Annotated in this window: 19 protein-coding genes and 2 pseudogenes; 5 read left to right on the top strand and 16 right to left on the bottom strand. The window is 61.5% G+C overall.

The genetic code is table 11. The features are described from left to right. Positions 1–105 precede the first annotated feature (105 nt). Positions 106–732 (top strand): class I SAM-dependent methyltransferase, encoded by a 627-nt coding sequence (locus AB4N92_RS13265; RefSeq protein ID WP_236266975.1) that lies wholly within the window; start codon positions 106–108, stop codon positions 730–732. Positions 733–849: 117 nt separating this feature from the next. Here AB4N92_RS13265 and AB4N92_RS13260 read toward each other — a convergent pair whose 3' ends face one another. Genes AB4N92_RS13260 through AB4N92_RS13250 form a run of 3 tightly spaced genes read right to left on the bottom strand, consistent with a single transcriptional unit; the run spans position 850 to position 6,061 of the window. Next, a complete protein-coding gene (locus tag AB4N92_RS13260) occupies positions 850–3,915 on the bottom strand; it encodes an efflux RND transporter permease subunit (protein WP_010214129.1) in 3,066 nt (1,021 codons plus the stop codon). Further along, positions 3,912–4,982 (bottom strand): efflux RND transporter periplasmic adaptor subunit, encoded by a 1,071-nt coding sequence (locus AB4N92_RS13255; protein ID WP_236266974.1) that lies wholly within the window; start codon positions 4,980–4,982, stop codon positions 3,912–3,914. The genes AB4N92_RS13260 and AB4N92_RS13255 overlap by 4 nt, the downstream gene beginning before the upstream one ends. Further along, positions 4,979–6,061 (bottom strand): efflux RND transporter periplasmic adaptor subunit, encoded by a 1,083-nt coding sequence (locus tag AB4N92_RS13250; RefSeq protein ID WP_236266973.1) that lies wholly within the window; start codon positions 6,059–6,061, stop codon positions 4,979–4,981. Before AB4N92_RS13250 ends, AB4N92_RS13255 begins: the two co-directional genes overlap by 4 nt. 208 nt (positions 6,062–6,269) lie before the next feature. On the opposite strand from AB4N92_RS13250, the pseudogene AB4N92_RS13245 reads away from it, so the two are divergent. Next, positions 6,270–6,470 (top strand): annotated as a pseudogene (locus AB4N92_RS13245) (AAA family ATPase); the annotation flags it as partial. A gap of 99 nt (positions 6,471–6,569) precedes the next feature. Here AB4N92_RS13245 and AB4N92_RS13240 read toward each other — a convergent pair. From AB4N92_RS13240 to AB4N92_RS13205, 8 genes and pseudogenes are all read right to left on the bottom strand, one after another. Further along, entirely contained in the window at positions 6,570–7,424 is an 855-nt protein-coding gene (locus AB4N92_RS13240; protein ID WP_010214137.1) for a transporter substrate-binding domain-containing protein, read from the bottom strand. After that, positions 7,421–8,197: an amino acid ABC transporter ATP-binding protein gene (locus AB4N92_RS13235; RefSeq protein WP_010214139.1), complete on the bottom strand. Its 777-nt coding sequence runs from the start codon at positions 8,195–8,197 to the stop codon at positions 7,421–7,423. Before AB4N92_RS13235 ends, AB4N92_RS13240 begins: the two co-directional genes overlap by 4 nt. Then, on the bottom strand, positions 8,194–8,853 hold the full coding sequence (locus AB4N92_RS13230; protein WP_010214141.1) for an amino acid ABC transporter permease: 660 nt from the start codon (positions 8,851–8,853) through the stop codon (positions 8,194–8,196). Before AB4N92_RS13230 ends, AB4N92_RS13235 begins: the two co-directional genes overlap by 4 nt. Next, on the bottom strand, positions 8,834–9,499 hold the full coding sequence (locus AB4N92_RS13225; protein ID WP_010214144.1) for an amino acid ABC transporter permease: 666 nt from the start codon (positions 9,497–9,499) through the stop codon (positions 8,834–8,836). The genes AB4N92_RS13230 and AB4N92_RS13225 overlap by 20 nt, the downstream gene beginning before the upstream one ends. A 484-nt stretch (positions 9,500–9,983) precedes the next feature. After that, complete coding sequence (locus AB4N92_RS13220; RefSeq protein WP_010214145.1) at positions 9,984–10,766, bottom strand: MetQ/NlpA family ABC transporter substrate-binding protein; 783 nt, start codon at positions 10,764–10,766, stop codon at positions 9,984–9,986. A gap of 126 nt (positions 10,767–10,892) precedes the next feature. Further along, positions 10,893–11,819 (bottom strand): sigma 54-interacting transcriptional regulator, encoded by a 927-nt coding sequence (locus AB4N92_RS13215; RefSeq protein WP_038452520.1) that lies wholly within the window; start codon positions 11,817–11,819, stop codon positions 10,893–10,895. 50 nt (positions 11,820–11,869) lie between these two features. Beyond that, complete coding sequence (locus tag AB4N92_RS13210; RefSeq protein WP_010214150.1) at positions 11,870–12,451, bottom strand: alpha/beta hydrolase; 582 nt, start codon at positions 12,449–12,451, stop codon at positions 11,870–11,872. A gap of 226 nt (positions 12,452–12,677) precedes the next feature. Next, positions 12,678–13,528, bottom strand: a pseudogene (locus AB4N92_RS13205) (LysR family transcriptional regulator). A gap of 176 nt (positions 13,529–13,704) precedes the next feature. Here AB4N92_RS13205 and AB4N92_RS13200 point away from each other — a divergent pair. Next, entirely contained in the window at positions 13,705–14,874 is a 1,170-nt protein-coding gene (locus tag AB4N92_RS13200; RefSeq protein ID WP_047544215.1) for a CynX/NimT family MFS transporter, read from the top strand. Positions 14,875–15,023: 149 nt separating this feature from the next. Here AB4N92_RS13200 and AB4N92_RS13195 read toward each other — a convergent pair whose 3' ends face one another. Further along, positions 15,024–16,118 (bottom strand): fatty acid desaturase, encoded by a 1,095-nt coding sequence (locus tag AB4N92_RS13195; protein ID WP_042571300.1) that lies wholly within the window; start codon positions 16,116–16,118, stop codon positions 15,024–15,026. Between the two features lie 100 nt (positions 16,119–16,218). Here AB4N92_RS13195 and AB4N92_RS13190 point away from each other — a divergent pair, with 100 nt between their 5' ends. Beyond that, positions 16,219–17,223 (top strand): AraC family transcriptional regulator, encoded by a 1,005-nt coding sequence (locus AB4N92_RS13190; protein ID WP_021491630.1) that lies wholly within the window; start codon positions 16,219–16,221, stop codon positions 17,221–17,223. A 127-nt stretch (positions 17,224–17,350) separates the two neighbouring features. Here the strand turns inward: AB4N92_RS13190 and AB4N92_RS13185 are convergent, their stop codons facing one another. Then, a complete protein-coding gene (locus tag AB4N92_RS13185; RefSeq protein ID WP_010214162.1) occupies positions 17,351–17,716 on the bottom strand; it encodes a response regulator in 366 nt (121 codons plus the stop codon). 37 nt (positions 17,717–17,753) lie between these two features. Then, on the bottom strand, positions 17,754–18,440 hold the full coding sequence (locus AB4N92_RS13180; RefSeq protein ID WP_044286458.1) for a Crp/Fnr family transcriptional regulator: 687 nt from the start codon (positions 18,438–18,440) through the stop codon (positions 17,754–17,756). Between the two features lie 83 nt (positions 18,441–18,523). Here AB4N92_RS13180 and AB4N92_RS13175 point away from each other — a divergent pair, with 83 nt between their 5' ends. Beyond that, positions 18,524–19,048: an Mpo1 family 2-hydroxy fatty acid dioxygenase gene (locus AB4N92_RS13175; RefSeq protein ID WP_021491631.1), complete on the top strand. Its 525-nt coding sequence runs from the start codon at positions 18,524–18,526 to the stop codon at positions 19,046–19,048. 70 nt (positions 19,049–19,118) lie between these two features. Here the strand turns inward: AB4N92_RS13175 and AB4N92_RS13170 are convergent, their stop codons facing one another. Then, positions 19,119–20,099: a sulfate/molybdate ABC transporter ATP-binding protein gene (locus AB4N92_RS13170; RefSeq protein WP_034101869.1), complete on the bottom strand. Its 981-nt coding sequence runs from the start codon at positions 20,097–20,099 to the stop codon at positions 19,119–19,121. Between the two features lie 3 nt (positions 20,100–20,102). Then, positions 20,103–20,975 (bottom strand): sulfate ABC transporter permease subunit CysW, encoded by an 873-nt coding sequence (cysW, locus tag AB4N92_RS13165; protein WP_010214166.1) that lies wholly within the window; start codon positions 20,973–20,975, stop codon positions 20,103–20,105. Between the last annotated feature and the right edge of the window lies 1 nt (position 20,976).

Here is a 20,976-nt window from a genome sequence, read left to right as displayed (position 1 = left end):
ATTGATTCAAACACAAACAGATGAAGGAGCCCCCACGGGCTCACCGTCAGGCGCAATCGACTGGACATGGGATATAGTCAGCATTTGGCCCTCGAAGCATCCCCCATGAAACTCGCCCCCGACGACCTCAACCAGATCACCGCCACCACCCTCGGCCACTACAACAGCGTGGCCGAGGACTTCCGTGAAGGCACCCGCGACCACGACGTGAGCCAGAACATCGACGCGCTGCTGCGGCATATCCAGGGTACAGCGCCGTTTACCGTGCTGGATTTCGGCTGCGGGCCGGGCCGGGATTTGCAGACCTTTAGGCGCAGGGGGCATATCGCCGTGGGGCTCGACGGCTCCGAGCGGTTTGCGCAGATGGCGCGGGAAGACAGTGGCTGTGAAGTGTTGCAGCAAGACTTTCTGAAGCTGGATTTGCCTGCCGAGCGCTTCGACGGGGTGTTTGCCAACGCGGTGCTGTTTCATATTCCCAAACAGGAGTTGCCGCGTGTGCTCAAGCAACTGCATGGAACGCTGAAACCTGGTGGCGTGTTGTTCAGTTCCAATCCACGCGGAGAAAACCAGGAAGGCTGGAATGGGCCGCGGTATGGGTCTTATCACGACTTGGCGGCGTGGCAAGCACTGCTGACGGCGGCGGGTTTTGTGGAGCTGGAGCATTACTATCGCCCGGCTGGGCTGCCTTTGGAGCAGCAGCCTTGGCTAGCCAGCGTCTGGCGTAAACCGTAGAGCCGACCTGGCAATACATTCCAAATGTGGGAGCGGGCTTGCTCGCGAATGCGGTGTGTCCGTCGCCAGATGTAGTGGTTGAACCACCGCTTTCGCGAGCAAGCCCGCTCCCACTTTTTAACCGCGTTTTTCCTGCTGCTCTTGCTTGGGCTCGCGGATTTTGTACCAGGCCACGTAGAGCGCCGGCAGGAACAACAGCGTCAACAAGGTGGCGATGATAATCCCACCAATCATTGCGTAGGCCATCGGGCCCCAGAACACTTCACGCGCGATCGGGATCATGCCCAGGCTCGCCGCTGCGGCCGTGAGCAGGATCGGCCGACGCCGGTGCTCGGTGGCTTCCACCACGGCATCCCACGGCGTATAGCCAGCCACTTCATATTCATGAATCTGCGTCACCAGGATCACCGAGTTGCGGATGATGATGCCGATCAACGCGAGAATGCCGAGGATCGCCACAAAGCCCATGGGCGTGCCCGTGGGGATCAACGCCAGCACCACACCGATCAGCCCCAACGGCGCGACACTCGCCACCAGGAACATCTTCTGCACGCTGTGCAGCTGGATCATCAGGAAGGTCGCCATCAGGAACAGCATCAGCGGCACCACCTTGGCAATCGGTCCCTGGGCCTTGCCGCTTTCTTCCACGGTGCCGCCGGTGGCGACCTTGTAGCCCACCGGCAAACCGGCGCTGAACTTGTCGATCTCAGGCTTGAGCTGTTTCACCAGGTCCGTAGGTTGCATCTCATCACGCACCGACGCCTTGATGGTGATCGTCGGGTTGCGGTCGCGGCGCCACACCAACGGCTGCTCCAACTCGTAGCGCACGGTGGCGAAGGCCAACAGCGGAATCGAGGTGCCGTTGGGCGTGACGATCTGCAGGTTCTGTAAGGTCTCCGGCGTACCGCGTTCGGCGTCCTCGGCGCGGCCGACCACATTGATCAGGTAGATATCGTCATGCACCTGGGTCACCGAGGCGCCGCTGACCACGCTGTTCATCAACTGCGCCACGTCTTCCGACGACAGCCCCAATTGCCGCGCCTTGTCCTGGGCGATGTCGATGCGCAGCACTTTGCCCGGCTCGTTCCAGTCGTAGATGATCTCGCCCAGGTGGCTGTTCTTATCCAGCAGGGTTGCCAGTTCGATGGCGTGTTTGCGCACCTGGTCAGTGTCTTTGCCCGACACGCGATACTGAATCGGCCTACCCACCGGCGGGCCCATTTCCAGCGGCTGCACGTAGCTGCCGATGCCGACGAAATCATCGCGCAGGCGCTTCTGCAGGCGGGCGATCAATTCACCGCGCTCTTCCAGGCCCTTGCTCACGATGACCAACTGCGCGTAGTAGGGGTTTTCCAGTTGCTGGTCGAGGGGCAGGTAGAAACGGATCGCGCCCTGGCCGATATAGGTGCTCCAGCGCGCAATGTCCGGGTCGTCCTTGATGATCGCTTCCAGGCGATCGACGGCCTTGCGCGTCTCGTTGATCGAGGCGTTTTGCGGCAGGTTCAGGTCAACCAGGAGCTCCGGGCGGTCCGACGATGGGAAGAACTGGTTCTGCACAAACTGCATGGAGAACACCGACGCCACGAACAGCGCCACGGTAATGCCGATCGCCCACCAGCGATTACGCATGGCCCACAGCATGCCGCCGTTGAACGCACGGCCAATCCGCCCCGGCTCGGCATTGTGGGGCTTCACGTTGGCACTGAGGATATGCACGCCGATCACCGGCGCAAACAGCACCGCCACCACCCACGACACCAGCATCGCCACGGCAATCACCGCAAACAGGGTGAAGGTGTACTCGCCCGCCGAACTGGCGTTGAGGCCGATCGGCACAAAACCCGCCACGGTCACCAGCGTACCGGTGAGCATCGGGAATGCCGTGGAGGTGTAGGCGTAAGTCGCCGCCTGCTCCTTGGTTTCGCCTTTTTCCAGGCGCGTGATCATCATCTCGACGGTGATCATCGCATCGTCCACCAACAGGCCAAGGGCGATGATCAGCGCGCCCAGCGACACCCGTTGCATGGTAATGCCGCTGTATTCCATGAACACAAACACCAGCGCCAGCACCAACGGAATCGAGCACGCCACCACCAACCCGGCGCGCATGCCCAGGCTGATAAAGCTCACCACCAGCACGATGATCACCGCTTCGAACAGCGCGCTGGTAAAGCCGCCGACGGCCTCTTCCACCACTTCTGCCTGGTCGGACACCTTGTGCACACCCACGCCCACCGGCAGGTCGGCGGTCAACTCGTCCATGCGCTCATGCAGGGCTTTGCCGAACGACTGGATATTGCCACCCTTCTGCATGGCGATCGCCAACCCGATCGCCGGCTTGCCGTTGAAACGGAACATGGGCCGTGCTGGGTCGACATAGCCTCGGCTGATGTCGGCAATGTCCGCCAGACGATAAAAGCGATCATTGAGCCGCAGGTTGACGTTGGCCAAGTCCTTCTCCGACGCGAACTGCCCCGAGGTGCGCACCGAAATCCGCTCGGGACCTGCCTCGATCACCCCGGCCGGCGTCACCGCGTTCTGCGATTGCAGGCTTTGCACCACTTGGCGCTGGTCAATCCCCAGGGCTGCCAATTTGCGCGTGGAGAAATTCAGGTAAATCACTTCGTCCTGCTGGCCGATCATCTCGACCTTGCCCAACCCCGGCACCGAGCGGATCTCGGCGCGCACCTGCTCGACATAATCGCGCAGCTGACGCATCGACAGGCCGTCGCCGGTAAAGGCGTACACCGAGCCGAATACGTCACCGAACTCATCGTTGAACGATGGCCCCTGCAAGCCTTGTGGGAAGGTGCCACGGATGTCGTCGATCTTCTTGCGGACCTGGTACCAGATCTCCGGGATGGCCTTGGCGCTGGTGGTGTCCTTAAGGAACACGAACACCGTGGACTCGCCTGGCCGGGTGTAGCTTTTCACGTAGTCGAGAGCGTCGAGTTCTTCGAGTTTTTTCTCAATGCGGTCGGTGACCTGCTTGAGGGTTTCTTCCTGGGTCGCGCCCGGCCACCGGGTCTGGATCACCATGGTCTTGATGGTGAACGAAGGGTCTTCCTCACGGCCCAGGTTCATGTAGGAAAACACGCCCATCAGCAGCGCGACGAACATCAGGTACCAGACGAAGGACTGATGCTTGAGGGCCCAGTCGGATAAGTTGAAGCTCCCTTTCATCGCGGGCTGTCCTCGTCGATTTTGACTTTTTGCCCAGGCTTCAGGCTGTTCACGCCGGCGATAACAATGCGCTCGCCAGGTTTGACGCCGTCATTGAGCAAGGCGCTGTCGGCGTCACGGCTGATCACGCTGATGTCGCGCGTTTGCACGGTCTGGCTGTGAGTGTCGAGCAGCCAGATGCGGGTCTTGCCGTCGACCTCCTGCAAAGCACTCAGGGGGACTTCGATGCGTGGCGCGATGGCCGTGCTCAAGGTCACACTGATCGCCGTGCCGAGGCGGAAAGCGGGCGGCGTTTCCGTCAAGGTCAGGCGTGCGCGACGGGTGCGCGTGGCGCTTTGGGCCTGGGGTTCGGTCTCGCGCACGATGGCGGTGGTGTTCACGCTCGGATCGAGTTGCCCCGCGACCAGAAACACCACATCCGGCGGCAAACGCTCGGCAAGGCCGGCCGGCAGATCGATCACCGCTTCCTTGATATCCGGGCGCGCCAGGGTCACCACTTGCTGGCCGGCACTGACCACCTGGCCGGCCTCGGCATTCCAGGCGGTGACGATACCGGCGTGGTCGGTGCGCAATTCGGCATAGCGGAGTTGATCGTTGGCCTGATTGACTGAGGCTTTCGCCTGGTCGAGTGTGGCCTGGGTGGTTTTCAGGTCAGTCTGGGCGATGTCCAGTTGGGCCTGGGCGCCAACGCCCCGGTTGAACAGCTCCTGCTGGCGGCGGGCGTTGGCCTGGGCGTTGATGTATTGCGCCTGCACGCGGGCCAGGTCGCCCTGGGCCGAACGCAATTGGTTCTGCTGGTCAGTGGGATCCAGGACAGCAAGCAAGGCGCCCTTCTCCACCTCGGCGCCCACATCCACGACGCGGCGGGCAATGCGACCGGGCACGCGGAAGCCCAGGTTACTTTCATAGCGCGCCTGGATGGTGCCGGCGAAGCGGCCGAGGTTTTCCTGATCCTCGGCTTTCACTTCCATGGACAGCACCGGCCGCACGGGCTCCGGCGGCGCGTCTTCCTTGGAGCAGGCCACCAGCAACAGGCTGGCGGCGAGTATCCCCGTCAGGCGCTTCATGGCTGGGCTCCTTGCTGGGCGATCTCGACCCGCATGCCGGGGTGCAGCAATTGCCCGCCGGCCACCACGACTTTTTCGCCGCCCTTGAGGCCGTCGCCAATGATGACTTTGCCGGTGAGGTAACGCGCCACGGTGACCTTGTGCAGTTGCGCCTTGCCGTCGCCGTCGATCAGCCACACGGCGGGCTCACTGAGGTCTTTCGTCAGCGCAGCCCAAGGCAATTCGATACTGGCCTTGGCCGGGCCATTGGCAGTGGCGCTCACCACCGAGCCCAGCTCCATCCCTTTGGGCAACGCTTGCAGGGCGATTTTCACCTGCACGGTGCCGGTATTGGCGGCCACGGCAGGCGTGACCTCACGCACTTTGCCCACAGCCTTGATGCTCGGGTTATCCAACAGGCTGACGGTGATCGGCGCATCCGGTGGCGGTTCCACCAGCAGGGATTCATACACATTGAACACCGCGTCGCGCTCGCCATCGCGGGCCAGGCTGAAAATCGGCACGGTAGCCTGTACCACCTGGCCCACCTCGGCCTGGCGTGCGGTGATCACACCAGGTGCGTCGGCGATCAGCGAGGTGTAGCCGAGTTGCTCGCGGGCATTGGCCAGTTGGGCCTGGGCGGCGGCCAGTGCGCTTTGACTGCTGCGCAGCGCGGCCTGGGCGGAATCGTATTCGCTGCGACTGGTGTAGCCCTTGGGCAGGAGTTTTTCCTGGCGTACGAAGGCGGCGGCGGTTTGCTTGACCCGTGCCTGCTCGGCCACGACCTGGGCCTGAGCGGAGTCGACGTTGGTCTGCAGGTCCTTGGGATCGAGCTTGGCCAGCACTTGCTTGGCGGTCACACGGTCACCCACGTCCACCATGCGCTGGATGATCTTGCCACCCACGCGAAAGGACAGATCGGTTTGCATCCGAGCCTGAATATCGCCGGTGAGCGTGACCGCCGCAGCAAAGTCCGCTGGCTGCACGGTCTGCACAAATACCCGCGAATGCTGTTTGGGTTCAGCCTTCTCCTCGCCACAGCCACTCAGTAGCGTCAGCAGGCCAAGTCCGAAAATACAGGTGAAAATGCGACCGCCCATGCAGGCTCCTTGTGCGTGATGCCGACGTGCCAGTGTGTATGCGACTGTGAGCTTAGTTCAGGGTTCCTTATCTGCATGGAGGCTCCCATACTCCAATGGTTCCCACGCCGACTGAATGCCCATGCTCAAGCCCCTCGCGAGGGACCTGGGCTTTGCTGGCTACGCCATCTACCTGGGGCTGCCGGAAAAGACCCTGTCCTGTTTTGCCCTGGAGCCGGCATTGGCGCGCTTGATCATCCAGGCGTCCCAGCAGTGCCAGGTGTGGGTGGTGTCCCATGCCAGCCGCTTGATTGCGGCGTTGCAGCAGGATGAGGGGTGTAATTCGATTGTGTTGGAGAAGGTGCTGGGGGAGACGCGGATCGTGGGGCAAGGGATTCTGGATGGGCCGGCCTGGCATTGGCCGGAGTAGGTGGTGACTGTACCGGCCTCATCGGGGGCAAGCCCCCTCCCACATTTTGACCTGTGAATACATTCAAATGTGGGAGCTGGCTTGCCTGCGATAGCTCTATCAGCCCTGCCACTTCCCACCTTCGACAATCACACTTTCAGGCTTGGTGTCGTCGCTCAGCTCTTTACGCACATATTGGTCGTACAGCTTGAGCAGGAACTTCTCCTCACCCAACTTCGCCAATTCGGCGTTCACCCAGTCGCGCAGTTCGATGTTGCCCTTCTTAACGGCTGGTGCAATCGGCGCTTCATCACCGAGTTTTTCCTCCAGCACACGGTAGCCCGGGTTCTGCTTGGCCCAGCTGAACAGCACCAGGTTGTCCTGGGCATAGGCATCGCCACGGCCGGCGGACAGCGCCTGCAGCGATTCGGAGTTTTTCTCGAACTTGAGCAGCTTCCAGTCCGGGTGGTTCTTGGTCAGCCAGATATCAGCGGTGGTGCCGGTGGTGACGATGGTGGTGCGGGTGGCCAGGTCATTCAGGCTTTTTACCGCGCTGTCGTTTGGCACCAGGGCTTGCACCGCGACCTTCAGGTTGGGGTTGGTAAAGTCGACTGCTTCCTTGCGCTCAGGCGTCACGGTCATGTTGGCGAGGATCAGGTCGACCTTGTCGCTTTGCAGGAATGGAATGCGGCTGGCCGGTTCGACAGCCACGAACTCGACCTTGTTTTCATCGCCCAGCAGATCTTTGGCGAATTGGCGGCCGATGTCGGTATCGAAGCCGACATAGCGCCCCGCTTCGTTGACGAAACCGAACGGCGGTTTGTCGGTGAAGACGCCAACGATCAACTTGTCCCGCGCCTTGATCCTATCGATAGCGCTGACGGCGGCAGCCGCAGGTTTGGTGGGCTCTTCGGCCTTCTTATCGCAGCCGGCCAGTAACGCAACAGCAAACAGTGGCAGCAGTAACTTTTTCATATCAGCTCCAGTTCCTTGGTTTTTTTGGGCAGTGTTGAAACAAAGGAGAACTTCTCCAGGAACTGCTGCGCGCGTGCGGTTTGCGGGTTCGTAAAGAATGCCTCGGGGGTGTTCTGTTCGAGGATGCGACCGGCCTCCATAAACACCACGCGGTCGGCGACGGCACGGGCGAAGGCCATTTCGTGGGTGACGATCAGCAGGGTCATGCCATCGCGGGCCAGGCCCTGGATCACTTCCAGCACTTCCTTGACCATTTCCGGGTCGAGGGCGGCGGTGACTTCATCAAACAGCATGACCTGGGGGTTCATGCACAACGAGCGGACGATGGCGATGCGTTGCTGCTGCCCACCGGAGAGCTGGCGCGGGAAGGCGTCGCGTTTCTCGGCCAGGCCTACGCGCTCCAGCAGTTTCTCCGCTTGCTCACGGGCTTCGCGCGGATCGCGTTGCTGTACTTTCAGCGGGCCGAGCAGGATGTTGTCGAGCACGCTCATGTGCGGGAACAGGTGATAACTCTGGAACACCATGCCGATGTCCTGGCGCACCTGGCGCCAGTCGGTTTGCTTGTCCAACAGCTCATTGCCGGCAAACCGCAGGCTGCCGCTGTGGGCCACTTCCAGGCCGTTGAGGCAACGCAGCAAGGTGCTTTTGCCGCAGCCACTGGGGCCGAGGATCACCACCACTTCGCCGCGTTGCACGCTCAGGTCGATGCCCTTGAGCACCTGCGCTTCGCCGAAGAATTTGTTGAAACCCTGAAACTCGATCAATGCGCTCATGCTTGCGTCCAGCGCCGTTCCAGCACCTTGGAGGCGGCCGACAACGGGTAGCAGATAAAGAAGAAAAACAGGAACAGCACGCCGTAGATCAACACCGACTCATAGGTGCGCTCGATGATTTGCTGGCCGACCTTGATCACATCCACGACACCGATCAGCACCGCCAGCGAGCTGGTCTTGATGATGCGCGTGTAGACGTTGAGGGTCGGCGGGGTCATGCGTTTCAGGGCTTGAGGCAGCAGCACATAGCCGTAGAGTTGCGGGTCGGAAAGGCCAATCGACAACCCCGCTTCGCGCTGGCCACGGGGCAGCGAATGCAAGGCGCCGCGCACCACCTCGCCCACTTCGCTGGCGCCCCACAGCGACAGCACCAGCACCGCGCACCAGAAGCTCGGAAGGCTCAGACCGAAGAAAATCGGCAGGCCGAAAAACAGCAGGTACAGCCACACCAGCACCGGGATCGCACGGAACAGCTCCAGGTACACCCGCAGCACCGCGTTGATCAGCCGGTTGTTCAAGGTGCGAAGCACGCCGTACAGCACGCCGCCGACGGTGCTGAAAGCGATGCTCAAGAATGAAATAGACAGGGTTTGCGCAGCGCCCTTGCCCAGTTGCGGCAACGACACCCACAACAACTCAAGACCCGAACTGGCCATGCTGGAGCCTCCTTTCCAGGCGGCTGAGCAGCAGCGACAGCGGCAAGAACAGCAGCACGCAGATCAGTGTCAGCACGGCGAGCATTTCATAGGTCTTGTAGTAGAGGGCGATGTAGCTCTTGGTGGTGTAGAGGATCTCCGGCACCGCCACGGCGGAGACCACGGTGGTCTCCTTGAGCAGGAAGATGAAATTGGCGAACAGCGCCGGCAGGCTGAGGATGCCGGCCTGGGGCAGGATCACATGACGCAGCAGCTGCCAGTCCGACAGGCCGATGGACTTGCCCGACTCGACCTGCGCCAACGGCACCGCTTCCACCCCCGCGCGCAGCACTTCGGTGAGGTAGGCGCCGCCGAGGAAAGTCAGGGTGATGATCGCCGCCCAGAACCCGGAGATATTGAAGCCCAGGGCCGGCAGCGCGAAGTACACGAAGAACAGTTGGATCAGCAGCGGCGTGTTTCGCGCCAGCTCCACATAGAGCGCCACCAGGCGCGACAGGTAGGGCGTTCGAAACACCAGCAGCGCCGCGTTGATCAGCGCCACCAACAACGAGGTGGCAATGGCGATCAAGCCCACTTGCAGCGTCACGCCCACCGCTTTGAGAAAGGCCGGCAGGGTGCTGAGGATAAATGCGAAATCGAAGGTCATTTCCAGTCCATGAGCCGCACGGGTAATGCAGCAAGCGCAATCCGATCCGGCGTGGGTAACGCCGGGTAGCGCGAACTTTAAAGGTATAAAAAAGAAAATTTAAATACCCAAATAGCATATTGATATCACCCAAAAAGATAACCCCCGAATTCGCGGGTTTGGCGGGTGGCAGCTATGGTTGGGGGGTCTGAGATTCGAGGGATTGAACCATGAAGGAAGTGAAACCGATGGATCCGCAGGAGTTGATGAAGTGGTTGGTGGCGTTGCGCAGGGCGCTCAATAGCCGCGCTCTGTAATCCAATGGAGATCCAAATGTGGGAGCGGGCTTGCTCGCGAAGGCGGTGGATCAGTCAACCCATCCGTTACTGACAGACCGCTTTCGCGAGCAAGCCCGCTCCCACCGTTTTGATGGTGTTCCAACCATAAAAAACGCCGACGCTAAATAAGCCGTCGGCGTCAAACCTTGAAGGGGGGTTGGGTTACATCAGAACGCAGGCACTACCGCGCCGTTGTACTTCTTCTCGATGAACGCTTTGACTTCCGGGCTGGTCAGGGCCTTGGACAGTTTCTGGATAGCGTCGCTGTCCTTGTTGTCCGGGCGAGCCACCAGGAAGTTCACGTACGGCGACTTGGCATCTTCGATGATCAGCGCGTCTTTGGCGGGGTTGAGGCCCGCTTCCAGGGCGTAGTTGGTGTTGATCACGTCAAGGTCCACCTGATCCAGCACGCGTGGCAGCAGCGCCGATTCCAGCTCTTTGAATTTGAGGTTTTTCGGGTTGCTGGCAATGTCTTTCGGCGTGGACAGGGCATTGTTCGGGTCTTTGAGCGTGATCAGACCATTCTTTTGCAGCAGCAAGAGCGCACGGCCACTGTTGGAGCCTTCGTTCGGGATGGCCACGGTGGCGCCATCTTTGAGCTCGGAAATGTTCTTGATCTTTTTCGAGTAACCACCGATGGGTTCAACATGCACACCGACCACTGTCACCAGGTTGGTGCCCTTGCCCTTGTTGAAGTTTTCCAGGTACGGCAGGGTCTGGAAGTAGTTGGCGTCCAGGCGCTTCTCGGCAACCTGCGTGTTGGGTTGCACGTAGTCGGTGAAGACTTTGATCTGCAGGTCCACGCCTTCTTTGGCGAGGGTCGGCTTGATCAGCTCCAGAATCTCGGCGTGCGGGATCGGGGTCGCGGCAACCACCAGTTTCTCGTTGGCTTGGGCGAAGCTTGCAGTCAGGGCAGCCGCCAGTGCGGTAAACAACAGAACCTTTTTCATGCAGTGTCCTTATCGGAATTCCGGGGCGTCTCTGACGACCGTTTTTATGAGCGGTACCAGCGAAGTGCTATCGCGGCGTGAACGGGACAATACCTAGATTTTTTATTCCCGAACAATATCTTTTATTCACGTTGATATTCCATTTTGTTCATGCAGGAATTTACGCAGCGTTTCCTGCTCGGCGGGGCTGGCACTGTGGAAAATCCGCTGCACCTGTTCCAACGGCGAACCCGCGACCGGCAAGTTCAAATGCTCGGGCAAGATTTCATCGCCGCTGCTCACCAGCAACGCAAAGTGAATGACGTTTTCCAGCTCACGGGTATTACCCGGCCAACTGTGGTGTTCAAGCACCCGCTGGGCGGCGTCGCTGATCAGCGGCACCGGCAGGTCCAGGCGCTGGCTGTAGATACCCAGGAAGTACTCGGCCAGTGACAGGATATCCCCCACGCGCTCGCGCAGTGCGGGCAAGTCCAGCCGCCCTTCGCTCAAGTAATGGAACAAGCGCTCATGGAACTTGCCGGCCGCCACCGCCTGGGCAAGGTCGATGCTGGTGGCGGCGACAAGGCGCACATCCACCGGGCTGGGCTGATGGGCGCCGACGCGGGTGACTTCGTGGTTTTCCAGGGCTGCCAGCAGTTTTACCTGGATCGGCAATGGCAAGTCGCCGATCTCGTCCAGGTACAAGGTGCCGCCATTCGCCGAACCGAACCAACCGGCCCGGCTGCTGGCCGTGCCACTGTGGCTACCGGCCGCGTAGCCGAACAATTCGGCATCGGCGTAGGTCGGGCTGATGGCACCGCAATTGACCGAAACAAACAAGCCGGTGCGGTCGCTGCCGCGGTGGATGTGCCGCGCCAGCAGTTCCTTGCCGCTGCCGGTCTCGCCGCGAATCAACACGGGCAAGGCGCGCGGCGCGAGGCTTTCGAGCTCTTCGCGCAGTTGCCGCGAACGGGGATCGACAAATACCAGCGCCTTGGCGCGGATGCTCAGCGGGCTTTTTTCCGCGTCGGGAAAGGTCAGCAACGGCTGGCCGTAGGTTTCATGCAGACTCATGGCAGGCTCCCGCCCCCAATCCACTTAAGGGACGGGGCGTTGAAAAATGTTCAGGCAGTGCGCCGGGCGTGATGCTCAAGGCGGCTTTGCAGACGATAGAGGTAGGCGAAACCCTGCTCCCAACGCCGGTGGCCGGACTTCACATTGATATGCCCGGCACCGGACAAAATCCCGGCTTCGGCCCCCCAATGGCGTGCCAGCTCCAGAGCCCGAGGCGCGCTGACGGCACTGTCGTTGTCGGAACTGACCACCTGGCTCGGGAACGGCAACAGGTCGGTAGGGATGGGCGCGAAATTACGCAAGGCGGGGGCACACGCCGGGCGTTCGACATCGGCCGGGGCCACCAGCAAAGCGCCGCGTACCTGGCGCAGGAAGTGCACCGGCGCGGTGGCCGCCCAATGCGCCACGGTGATGCAGCCCAGGCTATGGGCGATCAGGATCACTGGCGTGCTGTCGGCGGCGATGGCCTCGGCCAGCGCGGCGACCCAGTCTTCACGGCGTGGGGTCAGCCAGTCGGCCTGCTCCACGCGGGAGCTGTTGGGCAGGCTGTTCTGCCAATGACTTTGCCAATGATCTTCTGGCGATCCTTGCCAGCCCGGCACGATCAGATAACGAATCGACTCGCTGTGCATGGGTGTGCCCTCCTGCAGCGTTTAACGTTGCTGAACAGTATAGGGACGGGAGTTACATTCTTTAAGGAATAAGAAGCTATTTATTAATAACCAAAATCTCATTAACACCAAAGTCCGCTCCAGCGCTTCACCGTTGCCAGGGCGGAAACAACACAACCGATACGCCTGCATGGGAGGCCGTTTTTGAATGCCTTTCCGGCGTAAAAAATTCAGAAAAAGCCATCGCTCAGACAGGGCTGTTCGCACACAAATCAAGCAGCTGGCGTTGCAGGCTCTGCCCCGCCGCACCTAAGCCACTACGGCCATACAGCGCCAGCCGCACGCCTTGCACCCTGGGCAAACCGCTGTCCGGGCCCAGTACGCTATGCCCAGCCTGTACGACCCGACGGGGCAGCAAACTAATACCCAACCCCGCCGCCACCGCTGAACACACACTCGCCAGGCTCGCGCTGGAATACCCGATGCGCCAGCGCCACCCCCCACCTCCAGGTGTTGCAGCATTTCATTGCGGTACAGCCCCCCCACGGGAAATGCCACCAACGGCAAAGGGTCACGTCCCAAGGATGGCGTGTTGCGGCTGTCCACCCAACACAAAGGCTCCGGCCACGAAGCCAGGCAGTCATCACTCTCGCCCATCTGCTTGACCAGCAACACATCGAACTCGCCGCTGCGGTATTGGCGCTGCAACTCGGGGCCAAGGCCGCTGGTGACTTCCAGGCGCACCCTTGGAAAGGCCAGCACAAAGGCCGACAGCAGCGGCATGAGCCGTTCCGACGCAAAGTCCTCAGGTACACCGAGGCGCAGCACGCCGTCGCTTTGCTGGCTGATCAACACGTCGGCGGCTTCTTCATGCAGCGCGAGGATGCGTCGCGCATAGGCCAGCAGGCGCTCGCCTTCTGCTGTCGCCACCACGCGGCGCTGGTCGCGGTTCAGTAGCTGGCACGCCACCGCCTCTTCCAGGCGGCGGATCTGCTGGCTGACCGTGGATTGGGTCAGGTGCAGGCGCTCGGCGGCGCGGGTGAAATTGCCGCAATCCACCACGGCGACAAAGCTGCGCAACAACACGGGATCGAACATGGCAGTCACCATTGCGTTTGCCACTGATTGGCATGGTTATATTTAATTTCAGAATACCTCGACCACTGCCCATACTTCACCCTCCATCCTGCCCAGAGGGGTCTCCATGAGCGACGCTCAACAGCACCTGCCCGACGCGGCCATGACCACGCTGTATCACCCGTGGAAAAACCTGCATGACCCTGAATAAATCCCTCGCCGGCTGGGGGCTGCTGGTGGTCCTGGGCCTTAATCTGCGGCCGATTCTCAGCTCCATCAGCCCGTTGCTCGGCGAGATTCGCCTGGCCACCGGTTTGAGCTTCCAGAGCAGCGCCCTGCTCACCAGCCTGCCCGTGGTGTGCATGGGCCTGGTGGCACTGGTAGGCGTGCGCGTTGAAGCGCAACTTGGAGAGCGGCGTGGCATCGCCCTGGGCCTGATGATGATCCTGCTGGCCTGCCTGGCCCGCTGGTTGATGGGCCAGGGCTCGACGTTGCTGGTGACCGCGTTGCTCGGCGGTGCCGGTGTCGCGTTGATCCAGGCGTTGGTGCCGGCGATGATCAAGCGCGAGTTTCATCACCGCGTGCCGGTGGCGATGGGCGTTTATTCGGCGTCGCTGATGGCCGGTGGCGGGCTGGCGGCGCTGCTCAGTCCGGTGGTGGCCACGCATTTCCAGCAATGGCAGGCCGGGCTCGGTGTGTGGCTGTTGCCGGCACTGGCCGCGCTGCTGTTGTGGGCCTGGTTGCCGCTGGGCGCGGCAAAAAGCGCAAAGGTCATCCCCGCCTTCAAGGGCCTGCGTAACCGCCGTGCCTGGCTGCTGGCGCTGTATTTCGGCTTGGTGAACTGCGGTTACATGAGCATGGTGGCGTGGCTGCCGGCCTACTATCAGCAACTGGGCTGGGACGTGCTGCCCAGTGGCTCGCTGCTGGCCTTCATGACCATCTTCCAGGTGATCGCCGCGCTGTTGATGCCGGTGCTGGCGCAACGCGGGATCGATCGTCGGCCACTGCTGTGGATCAGCCTGCTGGCCCAGACCCTCGGCTATCTCGGCCTGTTAATGGCGCCGCTGCAGTTTCCTCATCTGTGGGTGGCGCTGTGTGGCTTCGGCCTGGGCGCGTGTTTTGCCCTGAGCCTGTTGCTGACCCTCGATCACCACCGCGACCCGCGCCAGGCCGGGCAACTGGCGGCGTTCGTGCAAGGCGTGGGCTTTTTGATCAATGCAATTTCGCCATGGTTGACCGGATGGCTGCGCGAACTCACCGGCAGCTTTGTCAGTGCCTGGGTGGTGCTGACCGTAACGGCGGTGGCGATGCTGGTGGTGACGCGGGTGTTCAGTCCCGCGACCTACCGCACGGCCCCCGCTCTATAACCCCGCTCTATAAATAGGCATTCAAGATCGGCAGTCCGGCGCCATCGACCTGGCTGCCGAAAATGCCTTCGCCAATGGCCAATTGCAGGGGTTGCACGGGCGCAATCTGCCTCATGCAGTGGAGCGCCTCAGCAACCGTTGCGGGATGATCAGCCGCGCTGGGGTGCGTTTGTCGCCTGCGGCGAAGGTGCTGATCGAAACCCTGCTGACGGTGGAAAGCCAAGCCGATTAGCCCGCGCAAACGTCCCGAAATCATTGAAGCGCACCCCCATCTCAGCCATCACCTTGTGGGCCACCTTGGCGGTCATCTGACGGATGTAAAACGGTTCCTTCACCACAAAATGATGGATGCCGTGGGTGCTGCCGAAGTTGAAGCAGAACGCCTGCAACGGCCACATCCACCAGGGGTTCAACACCTGGGTCTGCTGGATCACATTGCCCAGCTCCACATCGCCGTAGTAGTGCATGTTGGAGCTGACAAAGTGCAGGCAAAAGGTGCGCAACACGTTAGGGCCGATGATCACCACGGCAGCGATATCGATCACCTGCATCACCTGCAAAGTGTCGGCGGACCACGCGATGGGGGCGCCGAGCAGACTGGCAATGCCATTGGCGGCATGAAAGCCGAGGAACACGTACCACGCGCCCCAATGCAGCAGCGCCAGCGGTGCATAGACCAGCAGCGAGCGCTTGAGGATGGCCAGTTTGTGCGTCCAGGTCTTGGCCCGCAGGATGCGGATGAAGGCCGACATGACGTTATCACCGACCATCAGCAACCGCGCAACCCCCCAGGGTTCTCCGTTGGTGATGGCGCGCTCTTCCATATCGGTTTCGGTGCCGGAGACCTTGTGATGGTTGAGGTGCAGGTGCCGGCGCACCCACGGGTTGATGGTGCTCGGCCGCGCCAGCCACACCAGGCCCATCATCAGGTTATGGGGCAGGCGCTGCTTGCGAAAGTACATGCTGTGGATCAGGTCGTGTTCCAGCTCGTGGGTCAGCGAGGCCAGGAACGCGTTCAGCAGCAAGCACACCCACCACGCCATATGACCCGTGATGTAGAGCGCCGCCGAGCCCACCATGCCGAGCAGCGCAAACGCCAGAATGCTCGCGCCCAGCGCGTCCTGATGCAGCAGCCAGGGGTGCTGCCGGCGCAGGCGCACGCCTTCGGCCAGCACCACTTCACGGATATGCGCCGAGCGCTGTTGTGCGTTCATCTGCTGGGGACTTGCAGAAGTACCGTCCATGCTTCCATCCTCTGGTGATTGATAGCTGCATCCTGGCTTAAGCGGTCCGCCAGGGCATCAGCTCCACACGCCAACCTGTTGACCGCAAGCGCCAATCGCCATGACCGAACCCACTTCCCTCGCCAGCTGGACCCGCGCCCTGCGCAAGCAGCTCGACGCCCTGGGCCTCGACAGCGGCGCCTTGTGCCTGCAAGCCGGGCTCGACCCGCAGAAGATGGATGATCCCAACGCGCGCTACCCGCTGTCGGCCACCACGCGTCTGTGGGAATTGGCGGTACAGGCCAGTGGTGATCCGGCGATTGGCTTGCGAGTGTCGCGGTTTGTCAGCGCCACCACTTTTCATGCATTGGGGTATGCGCTGGTGGCCAGTGGGAGCTTGCGCGAAGTGTTCGAGCGCATCGTGCGATATCACCAGGTGGTCAGCGATGCCTTGAGCCTGGAGCTGAGCGGCGATGGCGAACGTTATCGGTTCCGCCTGCTGCAACTACCGGGCAGCCCGGCGCCGGCGTTCGAGGCCATCGATGCATTTGCGGCGATCTATGTGCGTACCTGTCGCAACCGTCTGGGCCGCGAGTACGCGCCGCTGGCGGTGTACCTGCGAAGGCCGGAACCTGTTGACCCGAAGCCTTGGCACACGGTGTTTCGCGCGCCGGTATTTTTCGATGCCGAGGAGGACCGTCTGGAGTTCGCCGCCGCGGATTTCGACAGCCACCTGGACGACGCCAATCCCGAACTGGCCGAGCACAACGAAACCGTGCTCAAGCGCACCCTCGCCCAACTGCAACCGCTGACCTGGGAGCGCAAGGTGCGCGCGGCCATCGAGGCGCAATTGCCGGATGGCGAGCCGAGTGCCGAGCGCATCGCCCAGGCCCTGCACCTGAGCCTGCGCAGTTTGCAGCGGCACTTGGCGGATGAGGGCTGTCGGTTCGATGCGTTGCTCAGCGAGTGCCGGGAAAACCTGGCGTTGCTGCACTTGCGCGATCCGCACTGTTCATTGGCCGAGATCAGCCATTTGCTCGGCTTTGCCGATACCAGCAGCTTCAACCGTGCGTTCAAGCGTTGGACGGGGATGACACCGGGGCAGTTTCGGGATGGATTGCGGTAGGCAGATTGGTGCTGGATAGGGAGGCCTCTTCGCGAGCAAGCCCGCTCCCACAGGGGAACGTATTCCATGTGTGGGAACGGGCGTGCGCGCGAAAGCGCAGGTTCAAGCACTGGGCATTTCAGCTCAATCAACGCCCGCGATCGCGCCGCAACACCTTCTTCACCCGCGCCACCAGCGTCTTGGCCTCAAACGGCTTGAGCAAATAGTCATCCTCATGCAACTCCAACCCGCGCAGGCGATCTTCAATCCCGCCCGGCGTGGTCAGGAACAGCAGCGGCGTCTCGCCCTTCTGCCGGATCGCCTGCTGCAGTTTCCAGGCATTGAGCCCCGGCAGCATCACATCCAGGATCACCAGGTCGTACTCGACGCCCTCGACAAACCGCTGCGCCGCCATGCCATTGGCCGCGACTTCCACGCTGTAGCCGGCCTCGTTCAGGCCCTGGGCCATCCGCTGTGCTTCTTCGGATTCATGTTCCACTAACAGCACACGCATAACACACCTCGTTTGATAGGCCTGCAGGCTAACACCCTCAGGTGTGCGCCGCCTGCCGTAGCCGCGGTACGTCGAGGATTTCAATCTCGCCATAGCCCAGACGCACAAGGCCCTGGGCTTGCAGATCCTTGAGCAGCGCGTTGGTGGTCTGGCGCGACAGGCTCAACATCGCTGCCAGGTCTTCCTGGGGTAGATGCAGTACACGCTTTGAATGCTCGGTATCGCCATAACCTTCAACAATCATCAACAAACGATGAGCCAACCGAACCGAGGCCGGCATCAGGCTGAGCTGTTCAAGGCCGATAAAACTCAGGCGCAGCTTCTGGCTCATCAGCAGCGCCAGGTCGCGCCAGTACCGGGGGCTGTCATCGAGTATGTTCAGCAGCGCCTGTTGTGGGACCTGCAGCAACGTGCAAGGCCCGACAGCGCAGGCATCGTGGGTACGTGGCAAGCCATCGAACAGGCAGATCTCGCCGAACCAAAAGGGTGACTCCACCAGGCTGAGAATCGCTTCCTTGCCCTGCTCGTTCACCGCACTGACCCGCAGGGTGCCGTCGAGTACCGCATACAAGCCACAGGGTGGGTCGCCGCGCTTGAACAAGTACTGTCCCGCCGTGAGCGGCCTCAATCGGGCGTGAGCCAGCAAGCTATGCTGAAAAGGCAAGGGCAGGTGACTGAACCAGTGACCGGTGGCCAACCGGGAGCGCCATTGGTCTGCATCCATGTGAGCTCCGAAGATTGTCGCCCAGTTGACAGTACGCCACCGGCTGACAGGGCATGATCAAACATCCTACAGGAGGAATAACAATGAAAAGCCTCGTCGACCATCTCAGTCAATACGCCGCCTACCACCGAGACCCGCGCAACATCGCCAGCCACTTTATCGGCATCCCGCTGATTGTCGTCGCGGTCGCCGTGCTGCTGTCACGTCCGGAATGGGATGTCGGTGGGTTGTGGATCTCACCGGCCGTTCTGCTCGCGCTGTTTTGCGCGTGGTTTTACTTGCGCCTGGAGCTGGCGCTGGGTGTGCTGATGACGGTGCTGATCGGCTTGTCGGTGTGGGCCGGGCATGTGCTGGCGGCGCAGAGCACAATGGTGTGGCTCAGCAGCGGCGTGGGGATGTTTGTGGTGGGTTGGGTGATTCAGTTTGTCGGCCACTATTACGAAGGCAGGAAGCCGGCGTTTGTGGATGACGTGTCGGGGCTGATTGTAGGGCCGTTGTTTGTGGTGGCGGAGCTGGCGTTTCTGCTGGGGTTGCGGCAGGGGCTCAAGCAGCAGATCGAACAGCGGTCGGGGCCTGTGGCGGTGCGCGCGAAAAACGCCACGGTCTGACAGCCCCTAGAGATCAAATGTGGGAGCCGGGCCTGCCCGTCTCCCACAGGGTTTTGCGCTGTCTGGAGGCTTAGGCTTTTTGCCAGACCTTGGGCTTGAAGAACAGGGTCTCGCCGCGCGCCAAACCGGTCAGGCTATCGTGGTCTTTCACCACTTCGGCTTCGATCAGTTCGCTCTGGCCTTCAACTTTCAACGTCACACGCGTGGTCGCGCCCAGCGGGCGAATATCCCGCACTTCGGCGGCGTGATGGTCTTCCAGCTCATGGCGCGACAGCGACACTTCATGGGGACGGAACAGCACGTGTTTGTCTTCACCCAAGTGCAGGCGGTTCGAATCACCCAGGAAGTGGTAGACGAAGTCGCTGGCCGGGTTTTCGTAGACGTCACCCGGTGAGCCGATCTGCTCGATCACCCCCTTGTTCATCACCACGATGCGGTCGGCGACTTCCATGGCCTCTTCCTGGTCGTGGGTCACGAACACCGAGGTCAGGTTGATGTCTTCGTGCAGGCGCGCCAGCCAGCGGCGCAATTCTTTTCGCACCTTGGCGTCGAGGGCGCCGAAGGGCTCGTCAAGCAGCAGCACCTTGGGTTCCACCGCCAGGGCGCGGGCCAGGGCGATACGTTGACGCTGGCCACCGGACAGCTGCTCCGGGTAGCGATCCGACAACCAATCCAGCTGCACCATGTTCAGCAGCTCATGCACCTTGACTGCGATCTGGCTCTCGCTCGGACGCTGGTTCTTCGGTTTCATGCGCAGGCCGAAGGCGACGTTGTCGAACACGGTCATGTGGCGGAACAACGCATAGTGCTGGAATACGAAGCCCACGTTGCGATCACGCACGTCATGGCCGGACACGTCTTCACCGTGGAACACGATGCTGCCGTCATCCGGGGTTTCGAGGCCGGCGATGATGCGCAGCAAGGTGGTCTTGCCGCAACCGGACGGGCCAAGCAACGCCACCAGCTCGCCACTCTGGATGTCCAGATTGATGCTGTTCAGGGCCTTGAAGGCGTTGAAGTTCTTGCTGACATTACGGACTTCGATCGACATGACTTATTCCTCAGCCGCACCGGCGCGCAGGCGGTTAATACGGTTCTCGCTCCACTGCTTGAGCAGCAGGATAAAGAGCGCCAGGATCAGCAACAGACTCGCCACCGCAAACGCGGCAACATGGTTGTATTCGTTGTAGAGAATCTCGACGTGCAGCGGCAGGGTGTTGGTCACGCCGCGAATGTGGCCAGACACCACCGACACCGCGCCGAACTCACCCATGGCCCGTGCGGTACACAGCACCACGCCGTAGATCAGACCCCATTTGATATTCGGCACGGTCACATGCCAGAACATCTGCCAGCCATTGGCGCCGAGCAGACGCGCAGCCTCTTCTTCCTGGGTGCCCTGCTCCTGCATCAGCGGGATCAGTTCACGGGCCACAAAGGGCACGGTGACGAAGATGGTCGCCAGCACGATGCCGGGCAAGGCGAACACAATCTGGATGTCATGGTCCTGCAACCACGGGCCAAAGAAGCCCTGGGCCCCGAACATCAGCACATAGACCAGGCCGGCGATGACCGGCGACACCGAGAACGGCAAATCGATGAGCGTCACCAGGATGCTTTTGCCACGGAACGAATACTTGCTCACGCACCACGCGGCGCTGACGCCGAACACCAGGTTGAGCGGCACCGAAATCACCACGGCGATCACCGTGAGTTTCAGCGCCGACAACGCATCGGGTTCGAGGATCGCGGTGAAGAACGCACCGAGGCCGTTCTTCAGGCCTTGGGTGACCACGATAAACAGCGGCAACAGCAGGAACAGCGCGAACACCAGCCAGCCGAGGCCGATCAGGATACGTCGGGACGCAGCGCTGCCACGGCGGGCGGCGTTGGCCGAGGACGCGGCGGAAATAGACGATTGGGACATG

The organism is Pseudomonas sp. S3_A09 (genome assembly GCF_054668065.1).
This window is presented reverse-complemented; position numbering and strand designations above follow the sequence as displayed.